The organism is Fulvivirga sp., assembly GCF_040218215.1.
Classification (GTDB): Bacteria; Bacteroidota; Bacteroidia; order Cytophagales; family Cyclobacteriaceae; genus Fulvivirga.
The window spans coordinates 256,836-281,945 of record NZ_JAVJQL010000011.1; the positions used below are offsets into that span (position 1 = coordinate 256,836).

General features: G+C 38.5%; 21 protein-coding genes. 13 read left to right on the forward strand and 8 right to left on the reverse strand.

Translation table 11 applies throughout. From position 1 onward, the window contains the following. Positions 1-35: 35 nt before the first annotated feature. Positions 36-998, reverse strand: a complete 963-nt coding sequence (locus RIB54_RS05800) for an NAD(P)-dependent alcohol dehydrogenase (RefSeq protein WP_350099687.1) — start codon at positions 996-998, stop codon at positions 36-38. A gap of 207 nt (positions 999-1,205) precedes the next feature. Here RIB54_RS05800 and RIB54_RS05805 point away from each other — a divergent pair, with 207 nt between their 5' ends. The 3 genes from RIB54_RS05805 to RIB54_RS05815 are packed head-to-tail and all read left to right on the forward strand — an operon-like array spanning position 1,206 to position 2,643. Further along, positions 1,206-1,739, forward strand: a complete 534-nt coding sequence (locus RIB54_RS05805; protein WP_350099688.1) for an RNA polymerase sigma factor — start codon at positions 1,206-1,208, stop codon at positions 1,737-1,739. Next, positions 1,720-1,986 carry a hypothetical protein gene (locus RIB54_RS05810; RefSeq protein ID WP_350099689.1) on the forward strand — a complete coding sequence of 89 codons (267 nt, stop codon included), beginning with the start codon at positions 1,720-1,722 and terminating at the stop codon, positions 1,984-1,986. Before RIB54_RS05805 ends, RIB54_RS05810 begins: the two co-directional genes overlap by 20 nt. A 3-nt stretch (positions 1,987-1,989) precedes the next feature. After that, positions 1,990-2,643 carry a ClpP family protease gene (locus tag RIB54_RS05815; RefSeq protein WP_350070120.1) on the forward strand — a complete coding sequence of 218 codons (654 nt, stop codon included), beginning with the start codon at positions 1,990-1,992 and terminating at the stop codon, positions 2,641-2,643. Positions 2,644-2,648: 5 nt separating this feature from the next. Here the strand turns inward: RIB54_RS05815 and RIB54_RS05820 are convergent, their stop codons facing one another. The 4 genes from RIB54_RS05820 to RIB54_RS05835 all read right to left on the reverse strand — a co-directional run bounded on the left by RIB54_RS05820 (position 2,649) and on the right by RIB54_RS05835 (position 4,459). Beyond that, the gene (locus tag RIB54_RS05820; RefSeq protein ID WP_350099690.1) at positions 2,649-3,110 is read right to left on the reverse strand and encodes a RidA family protein; all 462 of its coding nucleotides are present in this window, start codon (positions 3,108-3,110) and stop codon (positions 2,649-2,651) included. Between the two features lie 13 nt (positions 3,111-3,123). Further along, on the reverse strand, positions 3,124-3,486 hold the full coding sequence (locus tag RIB54_RS05825; RefSeq protein WP_350070114.1) for a VOC family protein: 363 nt from the start codon (positions 3,484-3,486) through the stop codon (positions 3,124-3,126). After that, a complete protein-coding gene (locus RIB54_RS05830; protein ID WP_350070111.1) occupies positions 3,483-3,866 on the reverse strand; it encodes a hypothetical protein in 384 nt (127 codons plus the stop codon). Before RIB54_RS05830 ends, RIB54_RS05825 begins: the two co-directional genes overlap by 4 nt. A gap of 95 nt (positions 3,867-3,961) precedes the next feature. Beyond that, positions 3,962-4,459 carry a hypothetical protein gene (locus RIB54_RS05835; RefSeq protein ID WP_350099691.1) on the reverse strand — a complete coding sequence of 166 codons (498 nt, stop codon included), beginning with the start codon at positions 4,457-4,459 and terminating at the stop codon, positions 3,962-3,964. Positions 4,460-4,531: 72 nt separating this feature from the next. On the opposite strand from RIB54_RS05835, the gene RIB54_RS05840 reads away from it, so the two are divergent. The 3 genes from RIB54_RS05840 (at position 4,532) to RIB54_RS05850 (ending at position 7,499) form a co-directional block, all read left to right on the forward strand. Continuing rightward, on the forward strand, positions 4,532-4,936 hold the full coding sequence (locus RIB54_RS05840; RefSeq protein WP_350070105.1) for a DUF3052 domain-containing protein: 405 nt from the start codon (positions 4,532-4,534) through the stop codon (positions 4,934-4,936). 81 nt (positions 4,937-5,017) lie between these two features. Then, a complete protein-coding gene (locus RIB54_RS05845; protein ID WP_350099692.1) occupies positions 5,018-6,040 on the forward strand; it encodes a hypothetical protein in 1,023 nt (340 codons plus the stop codon). Between the two features lie 46 nt (positions 6,041-6,086). Further along, complete coding sequence (locus tag RIB54_RS05850) at positions 6,087-7,499, forward strand: MBOAT family O-acyltransferase (RefSeq protein ID WP_350099693.1); 1,413 nt, start codon at positions 6,087-6,089, stop codon at positions 7,497-7,499. Between the two features lie 9 nt (positions 7,500-7,508). Here RIB54_RS05850 and RIB54_RS05855 read toward each other — a convergent pair whose 3' ends face one another. The 3 genes from RIB54_RS05855 to RIB54_RS05865 form a co-directional block, all read right to left on the reverse strand. Further along, entirely contained in the window at positions 7,509-8,822 is a 1,314-nt protein-coding gene (locus tag RIB54_RS05855; protein ID WP_350099694.1) for a sensor histidine kinase, read from the reverse strand. Continuing rightward, entirely contained in the window at positions 8,819-10,192 is a 1,374-nt protein-coding gene (locus tag RIB54_RS05860; protein ID WP_350099695.1) for a sigma-54-dependent transcriptional regulator, read from the reverse strand. Before RIB54_RS05860 ends, RIB54_RS05855 begins: the two co-directional genes overlap by 4 nt. An 84-nt stretch (positions 10,193-10,276) precedes the next feature. Continuing rightward, positions 10,277-10,930 (reverse strand): transposase, encoded by a 654-nt coding sequence (locus RIB54_RS05865; RefSeq protein WP_350099696.1) that lies wholly within the window; start codon positions 10,928-10,930, stop codon positions 10,277-10,279. Positions 10,931-11,165: 235 nt separating this feature from the next. Here RIB54_RS05865 and RIB54_RS05870 point away from each other — a divergent pair, with 235 nt between their 5' ends. The 7 genes from RIB54_RS05870 (at position 11,166) to RIB54_RS05900 (ending at position 25,094) form a co-directional block, all read left to right on the forward strand. Further along, positions 11,166-13,565 (forward strand): ABC transporter permease, encoded by a 2,400-nt coding sequence (locus RIB54_RS05870; RefSeq protein WP_350099697.1) that lies wholly within the window; start codon positions 11,166-11,168, stop codon positions 13,563-13,565. 165 nt (positions 13,566-13,730) lie between these two features. Continuing rightward, positions 13,731-16,124: an ABC transporter permease gene (locus RIB54_RS05875; protein ID WP_350099698.1), complete on the forward strand. Its 2,394-nt coding sequence runs from the start codon at positions 13,731-13,733 to the stop codon at positions 16,122-16,124. Between the two features lie 15 nt (positions 16,125-16,139). Next, on the forward strand, positions 16,140-18,509 hold the full coding sequence (locus RIB54_RS05880) for an ABC transporter permease (RefSeq protein WP_350099699.1): 2,370 nt from the start codon (positions 16,140-16,142) through the stop codon (positions 18,507-18,509). 24 nt (positions 18,510-18,533) lie between these two features. Further along, a complete protein-coding gene (locus RIB54_RS05885) occupies positions 18,534-20,948 on the forward strand; it encodes an ABC transporter permease (protein WP_350099700.1) in 2,415 nt (804 codons plus the stop codon). Positions 20,949-20,966: 18 nt separating this feature from the next. Beyond that, entirely contained in the window at positions 20,967-23,357 is a 2,391-nt protein-coding gene (locus RIB54_RS05890) for an ABC transporter permease (protein ID WP_350099701.1), read from the forward strand. A 62-nt stretch (positions 23,358-23,419) separates the two neighbouring features. After that, entirely contained in the window at positions 23,420-24,364 is a 945-nt protein-coding gene (locus RIB54_RS05895; protein WP_350099702.1) for a DUF4097 family beta strand repeat-containing protein, read from the forward strand. A gap of 187 nt (positions 24,365-24,551) precedes the next feature. Continuing rightward, entirely contained in the window at positions 24,552-25,094 is a 543-nt protein-coding gene (locus tag RIB54_RS05900; RefSeq protein ID WP_350066853.1) for a hypothetical protein, read from the forward strand. Positions 25,095-25,110: the final 16 nt, after the last annotated feature.

Below are 25,110 nucleotides of genomic sequence, written 5' to 3' on the forward strand. Positions count from 1 at the left end.
TTCATTTATTAAATATAACGGAAACACATAGATTTCTAATATTCAATAATCACATTACCTGTTTTCTCACCACTCAGCACATAAGTATAAGCCTGTTTTATATCATCTATTGAATAGGTTCGGTCAATGACAGGCCGAAAGGCACCTTTAGATAGTAGGTCGTTAATATAATTTAAACTGCCTTTGATATCAGATGGAAAGGGGAATTTTACGCGCTTACCACCTTTGAGTTTAGTAAGGAGTGGCAGATAAGTATTCTCTAATCCTTCGCCCAGTTCTGAAGAGATATATGTTCCATTGGGTTTCAACAAATGCTCGCATAAGACAAATCTACTTTTCCCAACAGCGTCAAAAACAAAATCAAAGGACCCTTCAGGCAATTTGGTAAAATCTTCCTGCTCATAGTTAACCACTTTGCTGGCTCCCAAAGACTCAAGTAAGTCCAGGTTTTTTGTATTACCAACAGCCGTAACATCAATACCCATATGAACCAGAATCTGTAACATAGCAGACCCAATAGCGCCTGTAGCACCGTTAATTAATACTTTGTCATTGGCATTGACCTTTACTTTGTTAATGAAATTAAGTGCATAATGTACGCCCTCTATGCATGCCACTATTTCTTCAAATAAAGTTTCTTTTGGTATGGGAATAACATTTGACTTTTCATTGATAACTAAATATTCAGCCCAGGAACTGAGTCCATTATCATTAAACCCCCAAACTTTGTCACCTTCTTTGAATTTCGTCACTCCTGATCCAACAGCTTCAACCTCTCCAGCGAAGTCAGTACCTGGCACCAGATCTGTTGGTGTGATAAGCCCTGTAAACGCCCTGATAATGTTTGGTTTGCCTAGTAATATGCCGCAGTCAGTTCGGTTAACCGTTGTGGCTCGCACGCGTATTAGTAGTTCACCTTTTCCTGGAACAGGCTTATCTATTTCCTTAACTTCTAAAATATCTGGTGAGCCGTATTGGGTACGGGTAACTGCTTTCATCGCATCTGATTTTCATGCTAGATACGGAAACAATACATGACTAAGGAGCGGAAATGATTGAGCGGTTTGATAAGGTGATAAAGACCACTAAAGGTTTAAGTGATTTCCTACCAGGGAAAATGACATTTGGAGGTTGTTCATTGAAATTAAAAGTATTTTTAGGGTGATACTTTATAAAAACCGGGACATATAGTTAAAAACCAAATTATGTTAGTATTAGAACAAACTGTTCAAGAAGCCAGAAAGGAGAAAATCACCGAATGGTACAAAGATTTTTTCCCTGTAGTAGCTGCATATATCAGCAGAAGAGGGGGAGAGATGGAAGATGCCAGGGAGCTTTTTCAGGAGGCGTTAATAATCTTTTATGAAAAAAATCTGGCCGGAGACTTTCATCCAGAAGTTAGTGCTGAGGCCTATTTAATGGGGATAGTAAAAAAACTCTGGTTGAAGCAACAGCAGAATAAACAGAGGATTATAAGTTTCGAGAATATTGAGATTTCAGAAGAGTTTGAGTTGAAGCCAGCAGTTAAAAAAGTGCTTTCATTCCTTAGACAATCAGGAGAGAAATGTATGGACTTGCTACAGTCTTTTTACTATGAAAAACTGAGTATGGAGCAGGTGGCTGGCAGGTTTGGTTATAAAAGTGAAAGATCGGCTACAGTTCAAAAGTTTAAGTGTCTTGAAAAAGTGCGTGATCAAGTAAAACAAAAATCTTTGAGCTATGAGGATTTCCTTGATTGAGATACAGGAGATAGACAACTATTTACTTGACCAGGATCCTGCTCAAAGTCTTGTTGTTGATGTAAGGATGCTTGTAAATCCACAGTTTAAAGACAAAGTGCTTTGGCAGAAAACGGTTCATGAGCTTGTGAAGCTACATGGTAGGGAGAAACTCAGGTTCGAAATTCAATTAGTGGAGAGGGAACTTCTTACTGCTCCAAAGTACAAGTCATTTCAAGAACGAATACGTTCCATTTTTAAAAAATAATTTATGAATATTCAGTCGAATTTGATTCCCATGGTTATCGATCAGGATGGCCGTGGAGAGAGAGCCTATGACATTTTTAGTCTGCTGCTGAAGGAACGTATTATCTTTCTAGGCTCGGCCATTGATGATCAGGTGGCGAATGTTGTTGTAGCGCAACTACTGTTTCTTAACAGTCAGGATTCAAAGCGGCAGATCGATATGTACATCCAATCTCCCGGAGGGTCGGTTTATGCAGGGTTGGCGATTTATGATGCTATGAAAATGATATCAGCCCCAGTGTCAACAGTGGCGGTTGGCTTTAGTGGAAGTATGGGAACGGCACTGCTTACTTCTGGAGAAAAGGGCAAGCGCTACGCTTTACCACAGGCTACAATTCATCAGCACCCTACAGGTGGAGGTGCTAAGGGCTATACCGAAGATGTTCGCATTGCTACGCAAGAGCAGGAACGCCTTCAGGCACAACTTTTTCATATTATGGGCAAGAATACGGGACATACAAGGCAGGAAATCGAAGAGTTCTTCAGAAGAGACCGTTTCTTAAATGCCTTGGAGGCAAAAGAATATGGTTTGGTAGATGAGGTGTTAGGTGATACCTCAGATATTTTAAAAATGGCTCCAAAAGAATTGGAGTTTAGTCTTTATGGCAAATCAAACTAGAAAGATCAGTCCTCAACATAAGCCATACACTCTATCTCTACCCGTGCGCCCATGGCTAATCCCGTAGCCGCAAAAGCGCTGCGGGCAGGTTTGTTCTTAGGGAAAAATTTGATGTACTCGGCACTCATGTCAGCCCACTCGTTGATATCAGCTAGCATGCAGGTGCATTTGAATATGTTTTCCATTGAAGAACCATTGCGCTCTAATACTCCTTTAATGTTTAGCATAGTCTGTTTTGTTTCGGCCTTAATGCCACCTTCAACAAGCTTCCCAGTTTCTACTTGGTCGCCAATCTGTCCTGACAAGAACAGAATATTTCCAACTCGAACGGCCTCTGAGAAAGGCAAACCCCGCGCAGCAAACTCTTCGGTCTCAATAAACTCTGGCTTTGATGACTTTTCCTCTTCCTGAGGGATGCATGCTGAAAAGCTTATCAGGATTAAGGCGAGTAGCATTAAGTTTTTCATAATTAATTCTTTATTAATTGAAGGAGCCAATATGCCATAATATGCCTGATGGGTCATGAAGAAAAAACTCCTTACCCCAGGGGTTATGGACTATTTCAGATAGCCTAACCCGCTTATATTTACTGACCAGGTCGAGCTTCTTTATTTCTTCAAGATAGTATTCCACATCATCAACTTCCAGGAAAATCATAGAATTATCAACCCAGTCTTTGACATATGCTTTCTGAAGGTAGAAAGCAAAGTTTTCATTTTTAAATACAGACATATCGTGAGAGATGATGACTTCTTCAAAATTAAGATCACAGTAAAATTGTCTTGACTCATTGAAATCTTTGGCTCCAATAAATGGGCGCATTGATTTTATGCTGTGTTTCATGATTTACCTGCTTTATCTGGATGATGAGTAAAAATATAGCCAAAAGATATTGCAAAAATTGCATAAAAAATTGCAATAGCCCACATTAAAGGTGAAGAATTTCTAAATGCAAATTTCACTAAAGCCAAGCCAGCAACTATGAAATGGGTCATATTGCCAATAGTTATTGGGCGCCCATAAATCCCTCCAATCAGGTTGTCTTTGGCAGTCCAGTTGAGCATGGCAAAACCAAAATAAAGGGCTCCAACTAACTGTAATACAATAGGGTCAGTATCAATCAGCTTTATTGCAGCAGAAATTTCATGTGGAAGAAATGTGAGCAAAATGCCAATAGCGCCCAGCAATAGGGAGCTGGCTATCATCAGGTACTTTGTGTTCATAAATTAAAAGTATTTGTTACAAGCTACTTCTAATTATCCTCCAATTCAATTGACTTAGCGCAAATGGCTATTATGAAAGGTGGTCGGTTTTGATGCTATTCAGATTTGCAAACCGCAATATCTTTCCTTCCGGTAAGTTTACCTTTTGAAGCACTGCCAATATTGCCAGCAGCTAGAATTGTATTTTTATTTGGTCCGTCATCAAGATGGATTTTGATATGGCCATCGAAGTTTACTAAGTCATCGTAACTAAGAGTAGTTTCATCCATCAAAGTTTTAACTATAGTTATGCTCTCACCAGTTTTACCAAATACAGGGGTTAACACAATGGCAATTTCTGCGTCAGGGTTACTCACATTACCATAATGAAAATGCACAGGGTGGGAAATATCTCCTTCTGTACCACTAAGAGTAACTTTAATTTCCGTGGTTCCATCATTTCTTTCATAAAATGTTGCACTACCACTAATTGGGAAGTCTGCCGATTGTATCAATGCGTAGGTGTACTCTCTTCCTGTGTAGTCACTTTTTTCAGAAACATCAGCGCAGGATTGAATTAAGAAAAGGCCTAGTACGAATATTAAAGTTCTCATAGTATTTTGTTTTTTGTCAAAACTGTTCTGATTGCCTATTTTCAAATATAAAAACAAATCACATAATAAAACATGACTACAGGTTATTCAGGAACACCTTTGGCAAAAAAACTTGGTATCAAAGCGGGTTTTAGAGTATTACTTGTTGACGAACCAGATTATTACCCAACCCTGTTTGATGATCTTCCTGAGATAATCACCGAACTAGATAACGCTAAACCGGTGGATTTCATTCACTTATTTGCATTAAAATTTAATGATCTTGAAAATCACTTCGATCAGTGCAAAGCCCGGTTGGCTAAAAATGGTATTATGTGGGTATCATGGCCTAAGAAGGCTTCTAAAATCGAGACCGATTTAGACGGTAATATCGTCCGGGAATATGGCCTAAGCCATGGTTTGGTTGACGTAAAAGTTTGTGCCGTTGATGAAACATGGTCAGGGTTAAAATTTATGTATAGAGTTAAGGATAGATAGCTTGTAACTTATTAATTATCAGCGGAGTAGATAGTAGTTCTGGAATTTATTTCTACCTTGTGAGATTAAATGTAGAGTAAAATGGAATATCCTTCTATAAACCGGTCTCTTTTAATAGGCATAATCTTATCCATAGTTTTTCTTAGTGGCTGGGAGTGGTACTGCAGGGAGCAAGGTTTTGTAGCTACAATGGAGGACACCAAAGAACTTTGGGCTGAAACCCGGGCTAATTTGGAAGATAATAATCCAAATCAACTAGTTTCAGTAAGTGCCTCACGTGGGCATTTTGATATTCAACTGAATGAATGGGAGGCATTGACCGGCATAAGACCCTTAATGCTTAGTGCTGATGGCAGAGGCCCCGGGGCCGTTTTAGAAGATATTGTAATCACTACTGAATTTAACGGTACGATTTTATTAAATGTAACTCCTGATATGTTTTTTGTGCCCAAAGCCGACTCTTTATTTGCTTGGTGGCGAGGCAAGGAGTGGGTTGATTATTACAATAAACGTACCTACGCGCAGTTATTTAATCATCAAGTATCATATTCTCTTCAGCCATTTTTTGCCTTTCTTACCACAGGTGAAGAGGGTGATCCTGATTTGAAATCAATGGTAAGGGAATGGAGCAATACCAATGATAGGACTAAATCAGGGCCACCATTTCCTCGGTTTTCTTATTGTGATTTTGAGAGAAATACTACGATGTTGGATAAGGTAGTTACCGATACAGCATTTGCAGCAATTATTCAAAGAGCCTGGATGTTTGATACAGATTCCGTTAACCGCTTTGTTGATCATAAGCAAAGTATTTTTAACTTCTACCTCAAACTAATAGAGACTTTTAAAGCTAGAGGTGGTAAGGTTATTATTACTAGAAACCCTTCGCATGGTGGGGTAAGAAGCTATGAAAAGGATGTTTACCCAAGATCAGAATGGTGGGATGAGTTTATAGAACAAGCAAATTGTCCAGCCTATCATTTTGAAGACTATCCGCAACTAGATCAATTCTACACCCCTGAGTGGTCACATTTATCAACACCTGATGCAAGAATATATACCACTGAATTAGTTAAAATTTTACAAGCAGATGGTGTCCTATAATCACCTCTTCTCAAATTATAAATCATAAACATTAACCTGGTAAAATATGCTGTTTAATTCACTTGGCTTTATTGTTTTTTTACTGGTCGTTATGTTTTTCTATTATATGCCACTGCCTTGGGCAAATAAGAAAAGAATGCTCCTTCTTGCCAGTTATATTTTTTATGGCTTGTGGAATCCTCCTTTGGTCATTTTACTATGGATATCTACGGTTGTTGATTGGATAGCAGGTAATAAGCTGCATGCTTCCACTAATAAAGCCAATCGAAAAATGTGGTTGTTGTTGAGCATTCTTGTTAATATGGGGTTTCTGGTTTTCTTTAAATACGGAGGCTTTTTAATTGAAAATTTTCAAATGCTAACTGGCCTTTTGGGGTTTGAATTCCAGTCTTTGGAAATGGATATTATACTGCCTATGGGGATATCTTTCTATACATTCCAAACCATGTCATATTCCATTGACATGTATTATGGTAAAATTAAACCAGCCAATACTTTTTTAGACTTTGCTTTATACGTGACCTTCTTTCCACAATTAGTAGCTGGACCGATAGTTAGATCCGAAGATCTTGTTCCACAGTTTTATGAACCAAAGCGAGCTACCTCCAGGCAATTCACCTGGGGGTTATTTTTGCTAACATTGGGTTTGTTCGAAAAGGTAGTTTTAGCGGATGTATTGTTATCAACTACTTCAGATGATGTTTTTAATACTGCCTCGATAGTTAATCCTTTAGATGCATGGACAGGTACATTGGCATTTTCAGGTCAGATATTTTTTGATTTTGCGGGTTATTCAACTTGTGCTATCGGCATAGCTTTAATGTTAGGTTTTGTGTTACCTGATAATTTTAAATACCCTTATGCTGCTATTGGTTTTTCAGATTTATGGCAGCGATGGCATATTTCTCTTTCAAGTTGGTTAAGAGATTACCTTTATGTGCCATTGGGCGGAAATAAAAATGGAGTAGCAAGAACCTATGTTAACCTGATGCTGACCATGTTATTGGGCGGCTTATGGCATGGTGCAGGATGGACTTTTATATTTTGGGGGCTGCTTCATGGACTTTATCTTATTATTGAAAGGCTGCTTAAACAAAAAATTTCAATTAAGATTAATGGCTGGAATGGAATTCTATTGGCCTTGGCCACTTACACCTTGGTCAATATTACCTGGGTGTTTTTTAGAGCTACTACTTTTGAAAATGCTACCAACATGTTGAGCGCAATGCTTTTTATAAATACTGCTGGCGAGAAAGTCTTATGGTCAGGCACTATTATTAAGGTGTTTTCAGTTGTGAGTATTATGTTTTTGTGCCATTGGTTTATGAGAAATACCTCTGTAAAAGAAGTGGCAGGCAAAACTCCTAAATGGCTTCTTGGGGTTTTTTGGGCAGCCATGTTTATTCTATTGGTTATTGCACAAGGTAGTGGTGAACAATTTATATACTTCCAATTTTAGTTAAGTGGCTTAAATGGATACAATAAAGGTAGTTCCCTCACCAGGCACTGAAGTCACACCAATGTTACCATTATGTAGTCTGATGATTTGTCGTGATAGGGCCAGCCCAATACCAGAACCCTCTTTTTTGGTAGTGAAAAACGGTATAAAAATCTTATCAATTTTATCTTCATCTATGCCGCTGCCATTATCAGAAATAGCAATGTGGGTCTGATCGTCCTGCCAGGCCTTTACTCGCAAGACAGGTAATTTTCTTCCTTCAAGAGCCTCAATGCCATTTTTCACAAGGTTTATAAACACTTGCTCTAGCAAATCTTTATCACCCATAATTTGCATTTCTTGAGCAATTTCTATTTTTATCTCAATGTCTTTTGATTGGTCCTGAACCAGGATTATAATTCTTTTAAAGAGCTTATCAAGATTTAAACTGGTATAGTTTGGGGTTGGGATTTTGGTGAGCTTTCTGTAAGCATCAGTAAAGTTCTGTAGTCCCTTGCTTCTCAATTCAATGGCTTCAAGACCCTGGGTAACTTTATCAATAGTTTGATCATCATGAGGGGAGTTTTCTACAATCTGTCTGAGCGTTCCGGAAAGTGAGGTAATAGGGGTTACAGAATTCATAATCTCATGTGTCAGCACACGGATGAGTTTTTGCCAGGCGTCAAGCTCGTTTGAGTCCAATTCATTTTTAATATTTTGGATAGAAATCAGTTTGTAAAACTCCTTATCCAAAAGAAATTCTGAAGCGTGTATGGATAAATGAAGTAGCTCATCTTTGACCTTCACCTTGAGCAATCGATTTTCTTTGGGTTTGATTTCCAACAGTAGATTAGGGAGACGCTCATCAATACCACTTAGATTACTTAAAAATGCCATTTGAGGTCTGTCAAACATTTTTTGCAATGCCAGATTCATCATATGGATTTTGCCGTTTTTATCGAAGCTGATAATCCCAACCCTGAGGTGGTCCACCAGTGCTTCAAGATATAGGTGCTGAATTTCTTTAGCGGAGCTGATCTGTTCAAATTTCTTGGTGATCTTGTTAAGTGCCCCATATAGATTTTTGAAAGATTTACCTTTCCCTTTTTCCTGAAAAGTGGTTGTAAAATCTTCCTGCAATAGGGATAATAAAAAGGACGTAAAATCCCTGTTTGTTTTGTCAACGTACCAGATAAACTCTATGATAGCAACTACCAAAAAGAATACGATATAAACTGATCGCAAGTATCTTACATCCACCAATAGAAAATATACTAATAGTGTAATTAGTGCTGAGATGATCAGAAGCCGAATTAGTACGCTAAGTCTGAAGTTTTTTATCATAATCCGTATTTCTCCATTCTTCGGTACATAGCTCCTCTTGAAAGCCCTAGCTCCTTAGCTGCATGACTTATGTTGCCGTTGTGTTTTTTGATGGCATTTTTGATGGCCCAGGCTTCAATATTCTCCAGGTTGAAATTGTCAAACTCACTATTTGAAGCTTCGGTACGCCTTAAAAATGCAAAGTCACTAGCATTGAGTACATCATGTTCGGCAAGTATTGCAGCGCGTTCTACAGCATGTTGAAGCTCTCTTATATTGCCTGGCCAGCTGTGTTTCTTCAAAGCCCCAATAGCTTCCTTGCTAATAGACAGCGCATTTTTATGATATTTCTTCTCGTATTTTTTTAGAAAATGGTCTGCTAGCTCAGCAGTGTCCTCTATCCTTTCTTTCAAAGAGGGAAGGTCAATTTCTACCGTGTTAATTCTATATAGTAAATCCTCTCTGAAATCGCCATTATTTACGGCCTCCTGTAAATTCATGTTTGTAGCGCAGATTACACGCACATCAATATCTGTAGGTGTATTGTCACCTACTTTAGTGATTTGTCTGCGCTGAAGAACAGTGAGCAACTTACTTTGCAGATGCAATGGAATATTACCTATTTCATCTAAAAAAATGGTGCCTCCAGAGGCGGCTTCAAATCGGCCTATGCGCTCTTCTTTGGCATCTGTAAAAGCTCCTTTTTTATGGCCAAACAGCTCGCTTTCAAACAAATGCTCTGGAATTGTACCCAGATCTACCGCTATAAAAATCTCTTTTGCCCTACCAGATTTTTTATGAAGGGCTCGGGCAGCTACCTCTTTACCTGTTCCGTTTTCCCCTAATATCAAAACATCAGCATCAGTTGGAGCTACTTTGCTAATCATGTTTTGAATACCTTTCATGGCTGCTGATGAGCCAATCATTTCACGGTATTCATTGTCTATGTTTGAACTTATAGCCTGCTCTCGTATTTCAAGCTGCTTAACACGCTTTTCCTGGGAGGCCAACTTCAGAGCATTTTGAACGGTAACAATCAGCTTCTCATTCTGCCAGGGTTTGACAATAAAATCAATAGCACCTTTTTTCATAGCTTCAACGGCAATATCGACTTCCCCGTAAGCCGTCATGAGCAAAACGTTGGTTGATGGGCTTATTTCCTTTATTCGTTCAAGCCATTGTAAACCTTCATTGCCTGAGGTTTCGCCTTGCTTGAAGTTCATGTCCAAAAGCACCAGATCGAAAGTATGTTCTTTGAAGGCTTCTTCTATCTGTGTTGGGTTGTTGATTTTGCGTACCTCTGTATAATACTGCTCCAGCAATAGCTGCGCTGACAGCAATATCATGTCATCATCATCTACAATTAGTAAGTTACCTTTTGACTTGGCCATATTCTTGAAGTCAACTAAGCATTTAAGGATTAGTTGACTATTTATTCTAAATCTACTAAGCCTTTTTTAGGATTAGTGGATGATTTATTCGTTAATAATTAATTCTTTAATCTCATTATAATTTTTAGAGTCATTGTGAAATTTTAGAAATAACTCCTTATCTCCAAAGCAATCAAAAACAGACTCAGGATCGACAAAGCTATTGTCATAACTCAATAGATCATTATACGAAGAGTATCTCCATTTACCATATTTATTGACAAATGAATGATGTATTGGATTACGATGGATATAGTGAATTAGGATTAAAAGATATTTTTCCGAATCAACTCTAATTCTTCTAAACCTCTTTTGAAAAAGGCTTCCGGTTCTATTTTCTTGTTTATTAATTGCTAGAGTGTAGCCACTGAATAAATTTTTAAATTGATCTTCTAACAATTTATTTATATCCAATATTTCCAATGCCGACCTACTAATCCTTGAAGGCTTGGTAGATGCCGACCTACTTTTCAATAAAGCTTTAACTTCTTCTTCGGTTTTTATTTTTATTAAAAAATGGAAGTGATTAGGCATTAAGCAATAGCTTAATACTCTTGAGAATGGAAGGATGTATTTTTTCCATCTGGACATAAAGTATGCATAATTATGCTCATTCAGGAATAGGTTTTCCTTGTTGTTACCACGATTGTAAATGTGGTAGTAGCCTTCATATTCAAACGGAGCATGATAATCTGCCATCTTAATAGTGTAATTTAATCTACTAAGCCTCCAAGGATTATTAGATGGTTAACTATACCTGTTTCGTAAATCTAATTTCTTTAGAGCCTAAAATCATAATAAATGTCCAATAATGGGCGGTTGAATGTTTTATACATGGACAGTTTTGTATATTAGGCATTTAAATATAATTGTAAATGACTGTAAATCAGTTAATTAGTAATTATGGCATCTGTATTGGTAAGTAGATTGCATTATGATAAAAAATTACTTTCTCGTTGCCTTGCGCAACATTACGCGCAACAAAACCATTTCCATTATCAATATTGTAGGATTGTCAATAAGCATGTCAGTATGCTTATTACTAATTTTAATTGTAGCGGATCAGTACTCTTATGATGATTTTCATGCTAAGAAGGACAAGACTTACAGGGTCATAACTGACAGGCTGCAGGAGAAGGAGTACCTGTGGTCAACAGCCACAACGGCCTATCCATTATTAGATAAGCTAAAGGAACATACTGGCATTGAAAGTATTACCGGTATTCAGAGTAGGTTTAATGGTGTGTCAGAATGGAATGAAAAACAAATACCATTTAATGGATATTATACAGACAATGGCTTCTTTGAGATTTTTGATTTTCCGCTAGCCAAGGGAAACAGCAAAGAGGCATTTACACTTCCTAATTCTGTTGTGCTTACGGAGGAGTTGGCGGCCAAATTGTTTGGAGACAAGGATCCTTTAAATGAGGTTATTTTAGTTGAAAATAAAGGCGAATTTGTCGTGACCGGGGTTTTGGAAAAGCTGCCGGGAAAAACGCATTTGACTTTTGATGCACTTGCCTCCATTGGCTATCAGAAGGCTTTGCAGCAGCGAGATACATCTGCCTATACAGGTCTGGACGATTGGCAGGCCATATATGACAGCTACATTTATATAGAGGTGAAGGATGGAGCGGAACTTAGCACGATCAGCGATTTTATGAAAACTGCTGCCACTGAAAATTATGAAAAGGATGGAAAATTTGAATATACTTTTTTACTTCAGCCTCTTACTGGCATAACGCCCGGCCCTTTATTGAGCAATACCACAGGATTTGGCTTGCCCAATTTTGTGATTTATATGATGTTGGGCATTTCTTTAATAGTACTTTGTTCAGCGTGTTTTAACTATGCTAATCTTACTACTGCGCGTGCAATGAACCGATCTAAAGAGATAGGAGTTCGCAAAGTGGTAGGTGCCTTGCGCTGGCATATCTTTGGTCAGTTTATGATTGAGGCGGCATTAATTGCGGTTTTGTCTTTCTTCTTTGCCGATCTGATGGTTCAGTTTATTGTGCCGACTATGAACAGCTACTTTGCCTCACTAGGTGCACCTATGAGTTTTAATGAAACATCTAATTTGATATGGTGGTTTTTGGGGTTTGTGATCATAGCGGGACTTGTATCAGGCATTATTCCAGCACTTGTATTCTCCGCAACCCAGCCTCTTTCTGCCCTCAAAAAGACATTGCAGTCAAGTTACACTTCTAAAAAGAGTTGGTTTTCAAAATTTGATATCAGAAAGGTATTGGTGGTAGCGCAGTTTGCTATTTCTATCTTTTTTGTGATTACCATGATGACGGTTTACATGCAGCTCAAATTTGTACTGAATAAGGATCATGGCTTCAGAACGGAGGGTATTGTTAATGTTCATTTACAGGGTGTGGAGTTTGAAAAAATTCAGCCTGCACTTTCTGCATTATCGTCTGCGAAACTGGTATCCAGTGTGTCGCACCTTCCAGCTTTAGGTACAAATAACACATCAGATGCCAAATTAAAGGGTGACGATCAACCATTTCCGATGAGCTATTTTGCTATTGGGGATCATTATTTAGAAATGATGAATCTCAACCTGCTGGCAGGAAATGATTTTCCAGGTCAGATGCCCGAAGAGGAGTCTTATATAATTATCAATGAGAAAGCAGTGAAACGACTTGGGTGGGAGTCACCTATTGATGCTATTGGTGCGTCCATTTTGATCAATGATAACCCTTTGCAGATAATTGGGGTGATAAAGGATTTTCACTACGAACGGCTAGATGAGGAAATAGGCCCCATGGCCCTTAGGCATTTACCTGATTATGCCAACAGTGCAGTGTTGCTGTCTGGTGGTAATACCAACCAACTTATCAGTGATATTGAAAAGGTTTGGAAGGAACATACCACCCGTCCATTTGAATACTCCATGTATAAGGATGATCTGAAATTAAGTTATGGTCATTTTGAAGCCCTGTTAATGGTCACTGGTTATGTAACCATAATTGTGGTGTCATTGGCATGTCTTGGGTTATTAGGAATGGTCATCTATCAGGTACAAAATAAAACCAAAGAAATAGGGATTAGAAAAGTATTAGGAGCCTCTGGTTTTAGTATTCTCTCAACGGTTGGCAGAAGCTTTTTAGTACTCATGATCATTGCCTATGCCATAGGCGGACCGTTGAGTTATTTCGTTAATGATTTGTGGTTGAGTACTAATGTGTACCGCATAGATTTTGGACTCCAAATAATACTTACTGGTTTTGTAATGGTGCTTTTAGTCGTGTTGGCTACCGTTGGATCACAACTTTATAAGGCCATGCGCATCAATCCTTCAGACTCATTGAGGAGTGAATAAGTGCCCATTTATGGGCACTTAAGTGTTTTGTCAATGGGCACTTGGCCGATTTATTACTCTTTATAGAGCTTTAAATAGCTGAAAAACAATATGTTATGTTTTTTGGCACTTTACTTGGCATTAATAGATCATAATCTAATTTTTGGCATTTAATACCTCAACATTATGCTTAAGAACTACCTCAACATTGCGGTTAGAAACCTGAAAAGATTTAAAGTATATACTTTGATCAACTTGTTTGGCTTAGCCATGGGGTTAACTGTTGGTATTTTAATCATTCTGTATGTGACTGATGAACTTGGTTTTGATAAGTTTCATACAAAAGGTGACAGGATTTATAAAATAGTAACTGACAATCCTGAAGGTGGCACAATGGAAACCAATGCCTGGCCGGTTGCAACCATCTTAAAGGATGATTACCCTGAAGTAGAGAAAGTTGTTTATACGCGCAACGCTGGATCATCTATGATGGTTAGCTATGAAAACAAGCGTTACGAGCATAATCTTCATTATGCTGGTGAAGATTTCTTTAACATATTCACTTTTGATTTTGTAGAAGGCACTCCTTCGGAGGCGCTTAGTGCTCCATTTAATATTGTGATTACTGAAGAAATGAAGAAGCGCTATTTCGGCACTGATGTGGTATTAGGAAAAACACTCACCATTCGCGACTCGCTTGACTTTACTATTACCGGGGTTATAAAAGATGTTCCTGAACAGTCGCATATTCAATTTGATATGCTCATGTCATTTAAATCTTATGAGAAACTTGACGATTGGTTCAGCTACAGTGAGGGCTGGGGAAATTTTAATGTTAGAAATTACATCCTTTTAAAAGAAGGGGCTGATGTTAGCGGATTACAGCAAAAGGCGAAAAGCATGTACATGGAGCATGTAGGTGATTGGCTTGCTGAAATGGGGATGAAATTCAATGTTGAACTTGTTCCGCTAAATGATATATACCTGAGTGAAGATATTGGTAATGGTTTTGGCCCCAAAGGCTCTATGGGTAAAATTTATCTGGTGTCTGGAATAGCTGTTTTTGTGTTGCTATTGGCTTGCATCAATTTTATTAACCTTACTACAGCCAGATCAATTTACAGAGCCAAGGAAGTTGGGCTTAGAAAAATTGTAGGCTCCAGCCGTGCTTCATTAATTGGCCAGTTTATGAGTGAGGCTTTTATACTCACCTTGGCTGCCCTTTTTATCGCTGCTATACTTATTGATGTAATACTTCCATTTTTTAATCAGCTTATGGATAAAAATTACATGCTTAGTAGTTTATTCAATGCCAATATAATTGTTGGAGGCGTACTGCTAACACTATTGGTCACTTTGTTATCTGGGTATTACCCTTCAGTAGTATTGTCTGGCTACAACCCGGTGCAGGTCTTAAAAGGTAAGATGCAATCCAGCGCAAAAGGTGTTCAGTTAAGAAGGTCATTGGTTGTTTTTCAATTTTTTGTGTCTTGTGGACTGGTACTGGCAACAATTACGGTGATCAACCAGCTTGACTTCATGAGAAATCAGGATTTAGGATTTGGTAAGGAACAGGTGCTTGTACTTGATGCTACTAGAGTTCCAAAATCAGCCTCGCACCAGGCTTTTAAAAATGCCATTGAGCAGCTGCCTTCTGTTGAATATGTTTCTTTTAATAATGCATTACCAGGTCGGCCCGGTTGGTTGGGTCAGTGGGCCTATCCGGGAGAAGAACAGGAAGGCGAGCAGGTAGATACTGAATACATGGCTGTTGACCATGATTATTTGAAAGTGTTGGATTTAGAACTCATAGCCGGTGAAAATTTTGACCCTAATAAAAACATGTCTGATGCTGTAATTATAAATGAAACTACAGTAAAAGAAATGGGGTGGGAGACACCAATGAACGCCCTTGGAAAGAAGATTACTTCACCGTCAAGTCACCCATCAGGCACAGTAATAGGGGTGGTTAAGGATTTTCACGGTCTCGGCCTGCAAGATGAGATTTGGGCACAGGTAATGGAATATGAGGCTGAAAATTATGGTCGATACTATGCTGTTAAATTCAGCACTGGCAAAACTTCTGACCTTATAGCAAAGTCATCAGAACTATGGAAGGAGTATTTGGGCGATTATACCTACGAATATTTCTTTTTAGATCAGGAATTTGATAAACAATATAAGTCTGAAGATAGATTGATGACGGTACTTATTGTATTTGCAGTTCTAACCACACTCATAGCAGTAATTGGCCTGTTAGGTCTGGTGTCCTTTATGGTGCTTTCAAAAACTAAGGAGATAGGGATTAGAAAAGTACTTGGTGCAGATACCATTGGGCTGGCTGGTCTGCTGTCTAAGGAGTTTGCTTACCTAATTGTTATCGCTAATATCTTAATCGCTCCGGTGGTCTGGTACTATGGTCAGCAGTGGTTGAATGACTTTGCTTACCATACCGAAATCAACCCGATGATATTTGTTATTTCACTAGTTTCTACACTGTTCATTGCTTTGGTAACTGTGAGTTTCCAAACGATAAAGGCTGCACAAGCCAACCCAGTTAATACCCTTAGGGGCGAATAACATAAATCAGAAAAAATGCTCAAAAGCTATTTAAAAATTGCGTTCAGAAATTTCAGCAAAAGACAGGTTTACTCTATAGTAAATGTTGTCGGATTAAGCGTGGCCCTTGCTTGTTCATTACTGGTATATCTTTTTGTGAAAAGTGAATTTACTTATGATACTTTTCACGAAAATCATGAGAGCATCTACCGCCTCAATGTTAAGTCTAAAAGAAGTGCCGATGGGGACTGGCGGGAACTAGGAGCCGTAGCAGCCGCCATGGCACCCGAGTTTGCCAGTAACACTTCGGAAATAAATAAATATGTGCGTTTAAAGGGCGCCTTAGCGCTGATGAGGGTTAATGAGCAATATAGTGAGGAGTCCTTTACCTATGCCGACCCAGACATTTTCTCTGTCTTTACATTTCCATTGGTACGGGGTGAGTATAAATCATTATTCAATGATCCTAATACAGCCATTATTTCTGAAGCCTATGCCATGAAATGGTTTAATACTTTGGAAGTTGTGGGTAATACTTTCTCTGTGCAACTCAACGATGAGTACATGCCAATTACCATTAAAGGAGTTGTTAAAAAAATACCGGGCAATTCTTCAATACAATTTGATATTTTATTGCCTTTTGAAAAGTTTATTCAGACTGCTGGTGGTGACTGGCTAACCAGCTGGAATGCCTGGGGAGTACCTACTTATTTTCAAATGAATGAAGGTTTTAGTAAGGCTGATTTTAATGATAAAATTACTGCTATTGCAAGAACACATTTCCCAGAAGAGAGCAGAATGAATTATGCCGTTTCTGTTCAACCCTTACATGATATATACTTAAATGAGAATGTGAGAGGGTTTTCGGAAAGTGGAAAGAAAAGTACCTCGTGGGTACTTTTGGCCATAGCTTCATTCATAGTGATAATAGCTAGTATCAATTATACAAACCTGTCAATTGGTATGGCGTTGCCACGCACCAAAGAGATTGGATTAAGGAAGACAATTGGTGCAACCAAAAGGCAACTTGCATTGCAGTTTTTAGGAGAGGCATTTCTTTATGTTTTAGTGTCTCTGTTCTTTGCTTTATTACTAACAGACTTGCTGTTGCCTTACTTCAGTCAGCTCACCAACACATCCTTGACATTGAGTGGTCAGTTTAATATCGAACTGATAAGTTTTATTACCGGACTAGTTTTGCTTATTGTAGCTATGGCCGGAGGGTACCCTGCACTGATAGTATCCCGTTTTAATGCCGTAAAAGCACTCAAAGGTCAGGAGAGATCCAATAAAGGAGGGCTGTTGATCAAGACATTGGTTGTGCTTCAGTTTTCTCTTGCCATCATTTTTACTTTCGGAGCATACATAATGACCGAACAAATCAATTTTTTCCTTGATTCTGATAGGGGTTATAATGACCAAGATATTATGGCCCTGTATGTTAAGGATGTTGATGGTGACAAAGTGCTTAAGCGAATGCGTGCCGATCTTGAATTTCAACCAGAGATAGTTTCGATATCGCCAATGGGATGGACCAACGCCAGAGTTATGATTGGTGAAGATCAGGTAAATACTGATGTTTACCGTGTTGATCCGGAGTTTTTTAATACCCTGGAATTAGACGTTATAAATGGTAGCAGGTTTAGCAAGCATGCTGCTAATAACCAGACAAATACTGTTATTGTAAACAGAAGCCTGTTAAAGGCCTTTGATATCAATCTTGAGGATGCAGTAGGTACTACTATTCCATTTAACAGGTTTGATGGCTTTGATAACCCAATGATTATTGGTGTTATTGATGATGTGAAATTTGAGTCGATGCACGCTGCAGTAGACCCTCTCATTTTGCATACCAATGCTGATATGAGAATGCAGAGAATTATGATCAAATTGAAGCCAGGAAGTTTGGCTGTTGGTCAGAAAAAAGTAGCTCAGGCATGGAGTAATATTTTTGTGGACAGACCATTTGAGTTTGAATATCTGGTGGATATCAACAAACAGCAATATGCATCAGACGAGAGCCAAAGGCATATTATTTTATCAGCAGGAGTACTTTCAATTCTCATTTCCTGCCTTGGACTGTTCGCACTATCAAACCTCAATATCAGTCAGCGTAGAAAGGAAATAGGGGTTAGAAAAATATTAGGTGCAAGACTGCCACAATTATTCATTACCCTATCAGGAAGATTCACCCTACTAATAGCAATTTCATTAATAGTGGCCTTGCCGGTAGCGTGGTTCCTTGCTTCTGATTGGTTGGCAAATTTTACTTTCAAAATTGAACTAGGAGCCGCACCATTTATAGTTATAGCTATTACCATGTTTGTTCTTGCGTTGTTCTCAGTAAGCTATCAGGTAATAAAAACTGCCAACACTAACCCGGCAACAACACTTAGAGAGGAATAGATACTCATTATAAACAACAACAAAATGCTCATAAGCTACTTTAAAATCGCTATTCGAAATTTACTAAAACAGAAGCTTTTTTCGGTCATTAATATCCTTAGTCTGGCAGTTGGTCTTACCTGCTCGCTACTACTATTTCTGTTTGTTCATGATGAACTCAGTTTTGACAAATTCAACAGCAAAAGTGATTCAATCTATAGAGTGGTGCAGCATACAAACCTTCCTGATGGCAGCCTTCAGTGGCAAGGGATTTTTCATGCTATTGGTATGGGCCCGGCCTTAAAAGAGGAAATTCCCGAAGTAAAGGAGTTCGTCAGGTTTTATAAGCCTTTCGGAGATGGCAAGTATTATGTAAAGCAACGCGAAACCAGTTTTTACGATGAAGTGCTCTACGCGGACTTTAGTGTGTTTGATATTTTTGACTTTCCTGTGCTAAAGGGTAGTATAAATGTCGGCAACATCAATAGTGTGGTCATTAGCGAAAAGGCTGCCATTAAATACTTCGGGGATGCTGACCCAATAAACAAACCTTTATCAGTTCGCATAGATGATCAATATGTGGAGTTCAATGTTGTTGCGGTTGTGGAGAATATACCTTCTAATTCCAGCATCAAGTTCGATGTTCTATTGCCATTTGATCATATTGCCGAAGTTGGAGAGTTTAGGCAATGGAAAGATGAGTGGGGCTTTGGAGCCATTATTACCTATGTTTTACTCAATGATGGTGTGAGTACAGCTGCTTTAAACTCGAAACTCGAGAGTTTGTTGGGTAAATATTATCCCTATAATGCCGAAGTCGCAAAAGAAAGAGGGTATAAGAGCACTGCTGATTATAGATTTTTGCAGTTAGAACCACTAGCTGATGTTCACTTTAATACTGAAGTTTTAGAAGGTATTGTAGCTTCCAGTAACCCAATGTATTCCTATATATTGTTAGGGCTCGTCATAGGTGTGTTGGGTGTAGCTTGTTTTAACTTTATGAACCTAAGTCTGGCAAGATCAACGCATAGAGTGAAAGAAGTTGGCCTTAGAAAAACAATAGGTGCAGTTCGATCGCAGCTTATCAGGCAATTTTTAGGGGAGTCTATTTTTGTCTCTTTCATTGCATTATTAATAGCGGTACTTTCTGCTGATTTGTTACTTCCTGTATTTAATTACCTAACTGGTAAGCAGCTTGTAATAGGAGCTCTGTTCAATCCGGCTTCAATATTAGCCTTGTTGTCTATTTGCCTTTTTATTGGCGTTATGGCTGGATTTTACCCTGCTTTTGTTGTTTCTAAATTCAACATAAAAGAAACATTGGCAGGGGTAAAGCACAAAGGTGCCGGGTCTTTCACCAAAATGTTAATCGTTATACAGTTTGCAATTGCTACTGTGCTAGTCATTGGTATGATTGTCATTCAAAAGCAAACCGATTATTTGCAGAATAAAGATTTGGGATTTGATAGCCGTCAGGTTATTAGTTTAAAGAATGCTAAAATTGGTGAGACTAGCATTTATAGCCACCTTAAAACTTCTCTGGCCACCCATAGCGGTATATATTCCATAGCAGCAGCCAACCAAACCTTTGCTGATCCTTCAGGTCTGGGTGGAAGAGGCTTTACCTATAAAGGGGAGCAGAAAAGAGTAGGGATGATTGCTGTTACCGAAGATTATATTAAAACGCTCGGGCTCAAGCTCTCTTCAGGAAATGAATTTGATGGTCAGGCTGCAAAGAATGAAGTTATCATAAACGCTGCTTGTGCTAAAGATTTTGAATTACAAATAGCCGATAAAATAGAAGGGTTTACCAGAAATCCGGAAGATGACCCACAGGTGGTAGGCATTATGGAAGATTTCAACTATTCCTCATTAAAAACGGAGATTTTCCCAATGCTCATCTCTTTCACAGATAGTGATGATTTAGGCCATATTTTTATAAAGCTCTCAGGTGTTAATAAAGAGGATGCGCTAAGCTATATCGAGCAGCAGTGGAATGTTGTAGCACCTGACCTGCCTTTTGACTACTCCTTTTTAAATGATACCATGGAGGCTCAGTATGAGTCTGAAGAAAAGTGGGCAAGTATTATCAGTTATTCGATGTTGATGACCATTATCCTATCTTGTTTGGGGCTATTTGGTATTGTCGCTCTTGGTCTTGAAGCAAGGAAAAAGGAAATCAGCATTAGAAAAGTATTTGGAGCTCATGTGTCCAATATTGTATGGTTGGTTTCCAATTCATACCTAAAATTGATCATTTTGGCTTATTGCATAGCGGCTCCGGTTTCCCATTATCTGGTAGATCAATGGCTATCTAATTTTGAATATAAGATACAGGTCAATCCACTAGTGTATGCTATAGGGGGTGCGGTTATCATCTCTATCTCACTTGCCACTATAAGTATAAGAACCGTCAAATCAGCACTCAACAATCCGGTGGATAACCTCAGGAACGACTAAACTCAAAATAACAACACCATGCTCAAAAATTATTTTAAAATCGCAATCAGGAATATCACCAGAAACAAGGTGTATTCTATTATCAATATTCTTGGTCTCACCCTAGGCATAACCTGTAGCAGCCTTTTGTTTCTGCTGGTTATTGATGAGCTTTCATTTGATACCATGTATTCTAAGCGAGATCAGATTTACAGGGTTGTAGAAATTGATGAAAGTGCAAAGGAAACAAGGTATTTTGGAATGACCGCTCCGCCACTGGGTGAAGCACTCAAAACCGATTATGCTGAAATAGAAAATTATACCCGCCTGTTCAAGTTTGGTGGACATATAAACTTTCAGCAGGGCGAAACCAGATATCATGAGCGTGATTACTTCTTTGCTGATCAAAATGTGTTTGAAGTTTTTGATTTTGAATGGATAGCTGGTGACCCTGAAACAGCACTTAAAGAGCCCTATTCTTTGGTTATTGATGAAGAATGGGCCAAAATCCTTTTTGATGATGAAGACCCTATTGGTAAAGAAGTAGACTCAGGAGGTGAGATCATGAATGTGGTTACCGGGGTTATTAAAAAGCTGCCGCAGAATTCTCACCTACAGGCAAAAATATTTGTATCAATACCTAATACCGAAGAATGGTTTCCAGAGTTTGATAAAAACTGGCGCACTTATGGTGCCTATACTTATATGGTTTTGGGAGAGGAGACAGATCCCGCAGAAATTTCTAATAAGATTCCTGAGTTTACGGCTAAATATTTTGATGCAGAGCAAGAGCGGAATTTTTACCTGCAACCACTAAAGGATGTGCATTTCAAATCTCAGGATATCGAGTTTGCCAGTGATACTGGCAGAGGGCAGATTGCCTATGTATACATCTTTATTGCAATAGGCTGCTTTATGCTTATTATAGCATGCATCAACTATATGAACCTGGCTACAGCCAAATCCCTTCACAGAGGTAAAGAAATTGGTATTAGAAAAGCCTCTGGTGCCATTAGAGGACAATTGATTACTCAATTCTTATCAGAGTCTACAGTTATTGCGCTTATCGCTTTGGCTATATCTATAGGGCTTGTGGATTTGCTAATCCCATATTTCAATGAGCTCACAGGCAAGGCCTTTGAGTTTAATGTCGAAACATTTGGCAGCATATTCACCCTATTATTCGCGCTTACCATTGTTGTAGGGTTGTTAGCAGGTACATATCCTGCCATTCTAATGTCAAAACTTAGACCAGCAAATATTCTCAAGGGAGATATGTCTACTGGTATTGGCAGTGTTTTACTAAGAAAGATATTGGTAATCACTCAGTTCTCACTTTCTATTATCATGATTATAGCCACCATAATTGCTTCTAATCAGCTCAACTACATTCAAAATGCCTCATTAGGATTTAATAATGAGCAGATGATGGTGGTGGACATTAACAGTGGCAATGTAAGGAGCCGTTTTGAAACCATGAGGACTGAGTTTGCCAAGTCGCCTTATGTTTCACAAGTGGCTGTGTCAAGCAGGGTGCCTGGCGAGTGGAAAAACTTAAGGGAGATTTATATCAAGAATATGGGAAGTCAGGACTCGTTAAGGACCAACTTTATGGGTTTTGATGAGTTTATGCTCGACTTATATGAAATGGAGTTGGCGGCCGGTGAAAACTTCTCTGGTACAACAAAAGCAGATTCTTTACATATTTTGGTGAATGAGACATTTGTCGAGTCTATGGGCTTGGAAAACCCTGTAGGCAAGTTTGTTGAAATATCTGATAGAAGTACTGGCCAGTACCAAATAATAGGAGTTGTTAAAGATTTCAATTTTCAGTCGCTGCACAATAAAATAGCCCCCATAGTTTTAGGCTTCCAATCTAATGCTTACCAGTCTATAGATTATTTCTCACTGAAATTTGATCCTGCACATACAGATGAAGTGGTAAAACATGCTTCAGAAGTGCATAATACTTTTGATACAGGTTCACCTATAGAATATCACTTTTTAAGTGAGCAGTGGGCATTATTTTATGCGAAAGACAGGCAGGCAAGCAATGTATTTGCTATTGGAGCAGGCATCACCATTTTTATAGCATGTCTTGGGTTGTTTGGCCTGGCATCGTTCATTATTCAAAAAAGAACCAAAGAAATTGGCGTTAGAAAAGTACTGGGAGCATCTGGATCAAATTTGTTTGTAATGCTTTCTAAAACCTTCACCCTTCAGATTTTAATAGCCTTTTGTATAGCCTCACCATTGTCATATTATTTCATGACGCTGTGGCTGGACAATTTCGCCTACAAGATGTCCATTGGGTTGCAGCATTTTGTTATAGCCGGAGTAAGTGCTTTTGGTGTTGCATTATTGACCATTAGCTATAGGTTGATAAAAGCTACACAACTGAACCCTGCAGATACTTTAAAGACAGAGTAGTGTTGATGATGCAACCTTTTAATATTTAGTCAGTCTATAGAGAGCACTCAAATTATAAGACTATGAAACTCAAAATTACAACCATGATCATGCTGCTGGCTTCTTCTCTGATGGCGCAGCAAAAAATAGAAAAGGAATTTTCTGGCGTAAATAAAATTAACATGTCTACCAGCTCTGGTGACTGTCTGTTGAAAAAGGGAAATACTGATAAGGTGCTGGTTACCGTAGAGTACACTTATGATAGTGATGATTATGCTCCTGAGTTCGAGCAAAACGGCACCATGCTAAGAATCAAAGAAGATTTTAATGGCAGAGGGTCATTCAGAGGTGAATCTACCTGGACGTTAACAGTTCCTGATGATATGGATATTAAATTCAATACCGGGTCTGGTGATTTTGAAGCAAGTGATTTAAAGTTGGAATTGAGCCTTAATGCAGGGTCTGGGGACTTTGTTTTTGATAACATTAATGGAGAGATTACAAGCAATGCCGGTTCAGGCAACATGAGAATGCGAGGGTTTAGTGGTGAGTTAAGGGCCAATACCGGATCAGGAAATGTTAGGGTAAGTGGATCAAAAGGAGAAATTAAAATAAATACGGGGAGCGGAAATATAGATATTAATGATGTATCAGGGGCAATCTCTGCCAATGTGGGCAGTGGAGATATTGATGCAAGAGGTATTCTGGTTTCAGAATCAAGTGGCTTTAATTCTGGTTCTGGCGATGTTATAGTTGAATTGGCAGGTGCCCTAAAAGCTGACATTTCGCTGAACAGTGGCTCTGGAAATTCAAAACTGGACTTTAATGGAAATGCCATAGAAGGGCTTGTTGAAATGAGAGCTAATAAGAAAAATGGAACAATAAAGGCACCTTTTGATTTCGATTCAACAGAAGAATTGGACAATTATGGAAGTCAGAAAGTAATAAAGAAAACTGCACAAAGAGGTAGTAGCGATATAAAAATAAAAATAGGTACAGGATCTGGTACCGCGAGTATCACTGAATAGGATCAATTAAACTCACTTAAAAGGGCCTCAATAGAGGTCTTTTTTGTTTTCACTTATTACCAAGCTTATCACTTTATCGATTTGTAACTTGTTGATTGTAAAATCATTAAAAATATTACATCGATAAAAATCTCCTCTTTCTGTGTATTAATATTGCGCTACAAACCGTAAAATAAAAGTAAATAAAATGGATAATTCAACAGAAGGTGTAACGCTCATAGCAGCATTTGTTTCGGATGTAATCAACTTATATGAAGGCAAATCTGATCAGGCCACATTGAAAAAAATGGCTGCTGACCTAGACCTGTCAGATCCTATGAAGCATGTGCCAATGGAAACTTACAACAAGATGTGCAACTGGATTGAAACGCAGGTAGGTAAAGCAAATGCCAGATTGTTAGGGAGAAAGATTGGTGAAACAGCTTATGGCAGCATGGTGTCCATGAAAATGGTGAATGATAACACTACACCAAGTGAAATGATGAAAGCATTGCAGCAAGTGGCGGTAACTGTAATAAAAGACCCCAAGAGAAGAGGGTGGGAGATTTTGGAGGACAAACCAAAAGAAATAGTAATGAGAAGAACTCAAACTTTCAATGGCACATTGCAGTTGGGTCTTCTGGATACACTTATAAGAAAAACAAAGGTTTTATCACCTTCAGTAGATATGATAAAAGAGGTGGCACTCGGGCATGAATTTGATGAATATAGAATTACATGGTTGAAATAAACGAATAAAAAGAAGG

What these genes read in the sequence shown, in the direction of transcription:
- RIB54_RS05830 (WP_350070111.1), bottom strand. Translation starts at nt 3,866, where the DNA reads ATGAACACAAAGTACCTGATGATAGCCAGCTCCCTATTGCTGGGCGCT.
- RIB54_RS05825 (WP_350070114.1), bottom strand. Translation starts at nt 3,486, where the DNA reads ATGAAACACAGCATAAAATCAATGCGCCCATTTATTGGAGCCAAAGAT.
- RIB54_RS05820 (WP_350099690.1), bottom strand. Translation starts at nt 3,110, where the DNA reads ATGAAAAACTTAATGCTACTCGCCTTAATCCTGATAAGCTTTTCAGCA.
- RIB54_RS05880 (WP_350099699.1), top strand. Translation starts at nt 16,140, where the DNA reads ATGCTCAAAAGCTATTTAAAAATTGCGTTCAGAAATTTCAGCAAAAGA.
- RIB54_RS05800 (WP_350099687.1), bottom strand. Translation starts at nt 998, where the DNA reads ATGAAAGCAGTTACCCGTACCCAATACGGCTCACCAGATATTTTAGAA.
- RIB54_RS05885 (WP_350099700.1), top strand. Translation starts at nt 18,534, where the DNA reads ATGCTCATAAGCTACTTTAAAATCGCTATTCGAAATTTACTAAAACAG.
- RIB54_RS05895 (WP_350099702.1), top strand. Translation starts at nt 23,420, where the DNA reads ATGAAACTCAAAATTACAACCATGATCATGCTGCTGGCTTCTTCTCTG.
- RIB54_RS05815 (WP_350070120.1), top strand. Translation starts at nt 1,990, where the DNA reads ATGAATATTCAGTCGAATTTGATTCCCATGGTTATCGATCAGGATGGC.
- RIB54_RS05840 (WP_350070105.1), top strand. Translation starts at nt 4,532, where the DNA reads ATGACTACAGGTTATTCAGGAACACCTTTGGCAAAAAAACTTGGTATC.
- RIB54_RS05860 (WP_350099695.1), bottom strand. Translation starts at nt 10,192, where the DNA reads ATGGCCAAGTCAAAAGGTAACTTACTAATTGTAGATGATGATGACATG.
- RIB54_RS05845 (WP_350099692.1), top strand. Translation starts at nt 5,018, where the DNA reads ATGGAATATCCTTCTATAAACCGGTCTCTTTTAATAGGCATAATCTTA.
- RIB54_RS05855 (WP_350099694.1), bottom strand. Translation starts at nt 8,822, where the DNA reads ATGATAAAAAACTTCAGACTTAGCGTACTAATTCGGCTTCTGATCATC.
- RIB54_RS05900 (WP_350066853.1), top strand. Translation starts at nt 24,552, where the DNA reads ATGGATAATTCAACAGAAGGTGTAACGCTCATAGCAGCATTTGTTTCG.
- RIB54_RS05875 (WP_350099698.1), top strand. Translation starts at nt 13,731, where the DNA reads ATGCTTAAGAACTACCTCAACATTGCGGTTAGAAACCTGAAAAGATTT.
- RIB54_RS05870 (WP_350099697.1), top strand. Translation starts at nt 11,166, where the DNA reads ATGATAAAAAATTACTTTCTCGTTGCCTTGCGCAACATTACGCGCAAC.
- RIB54_RS05805 (WP_350099688.1), top strand. Translation starts at nt 1,206, where the DNA reads ATGTTAGTATTAGAACAAACTGTTCAAGAAGCCAGAAAGGAGAAAATC.
- RIB54_RS05835 (WP_350099691.1), bottom strand. Translation starts at nt 4,459, where the DNA reads ATGAGAACTTTAATATTCGTACTAGGCCTTTTCTTAATTCAATCCTGC.
- RIB54_RS05850 (WP_350099693.1), top strand. Translation starts at nt 6,087, where the DNA reads ATGCTGTTTAATTCACTTGGCTTTATTGTTTTTTTACTGGTCGTTATG.
- RIB54_RS05810 (WP_350099689.1), top strand. Translation starts at nt 1,720, where the DNA reads ATGAGGATTTCCTTGATTGAGATACAGGAGATAGACAACTATTTACTT.
- RIB54_RS05865 (WP_350099696.1), bottom strand. Translation starts at nt 10,930, where the DNA reads ATGGCAGATTATCATGCTCCGTTTGAATATGAAGGCTACTACCACATT.
- RIB54_RS05890 (WP_350099701.1), top strand. Translation starts at nt 20,967, where the DNA reads ATGCTCAAAAATTATTTTAAAATCGCAATCAGGAATATCACCAGAAAC.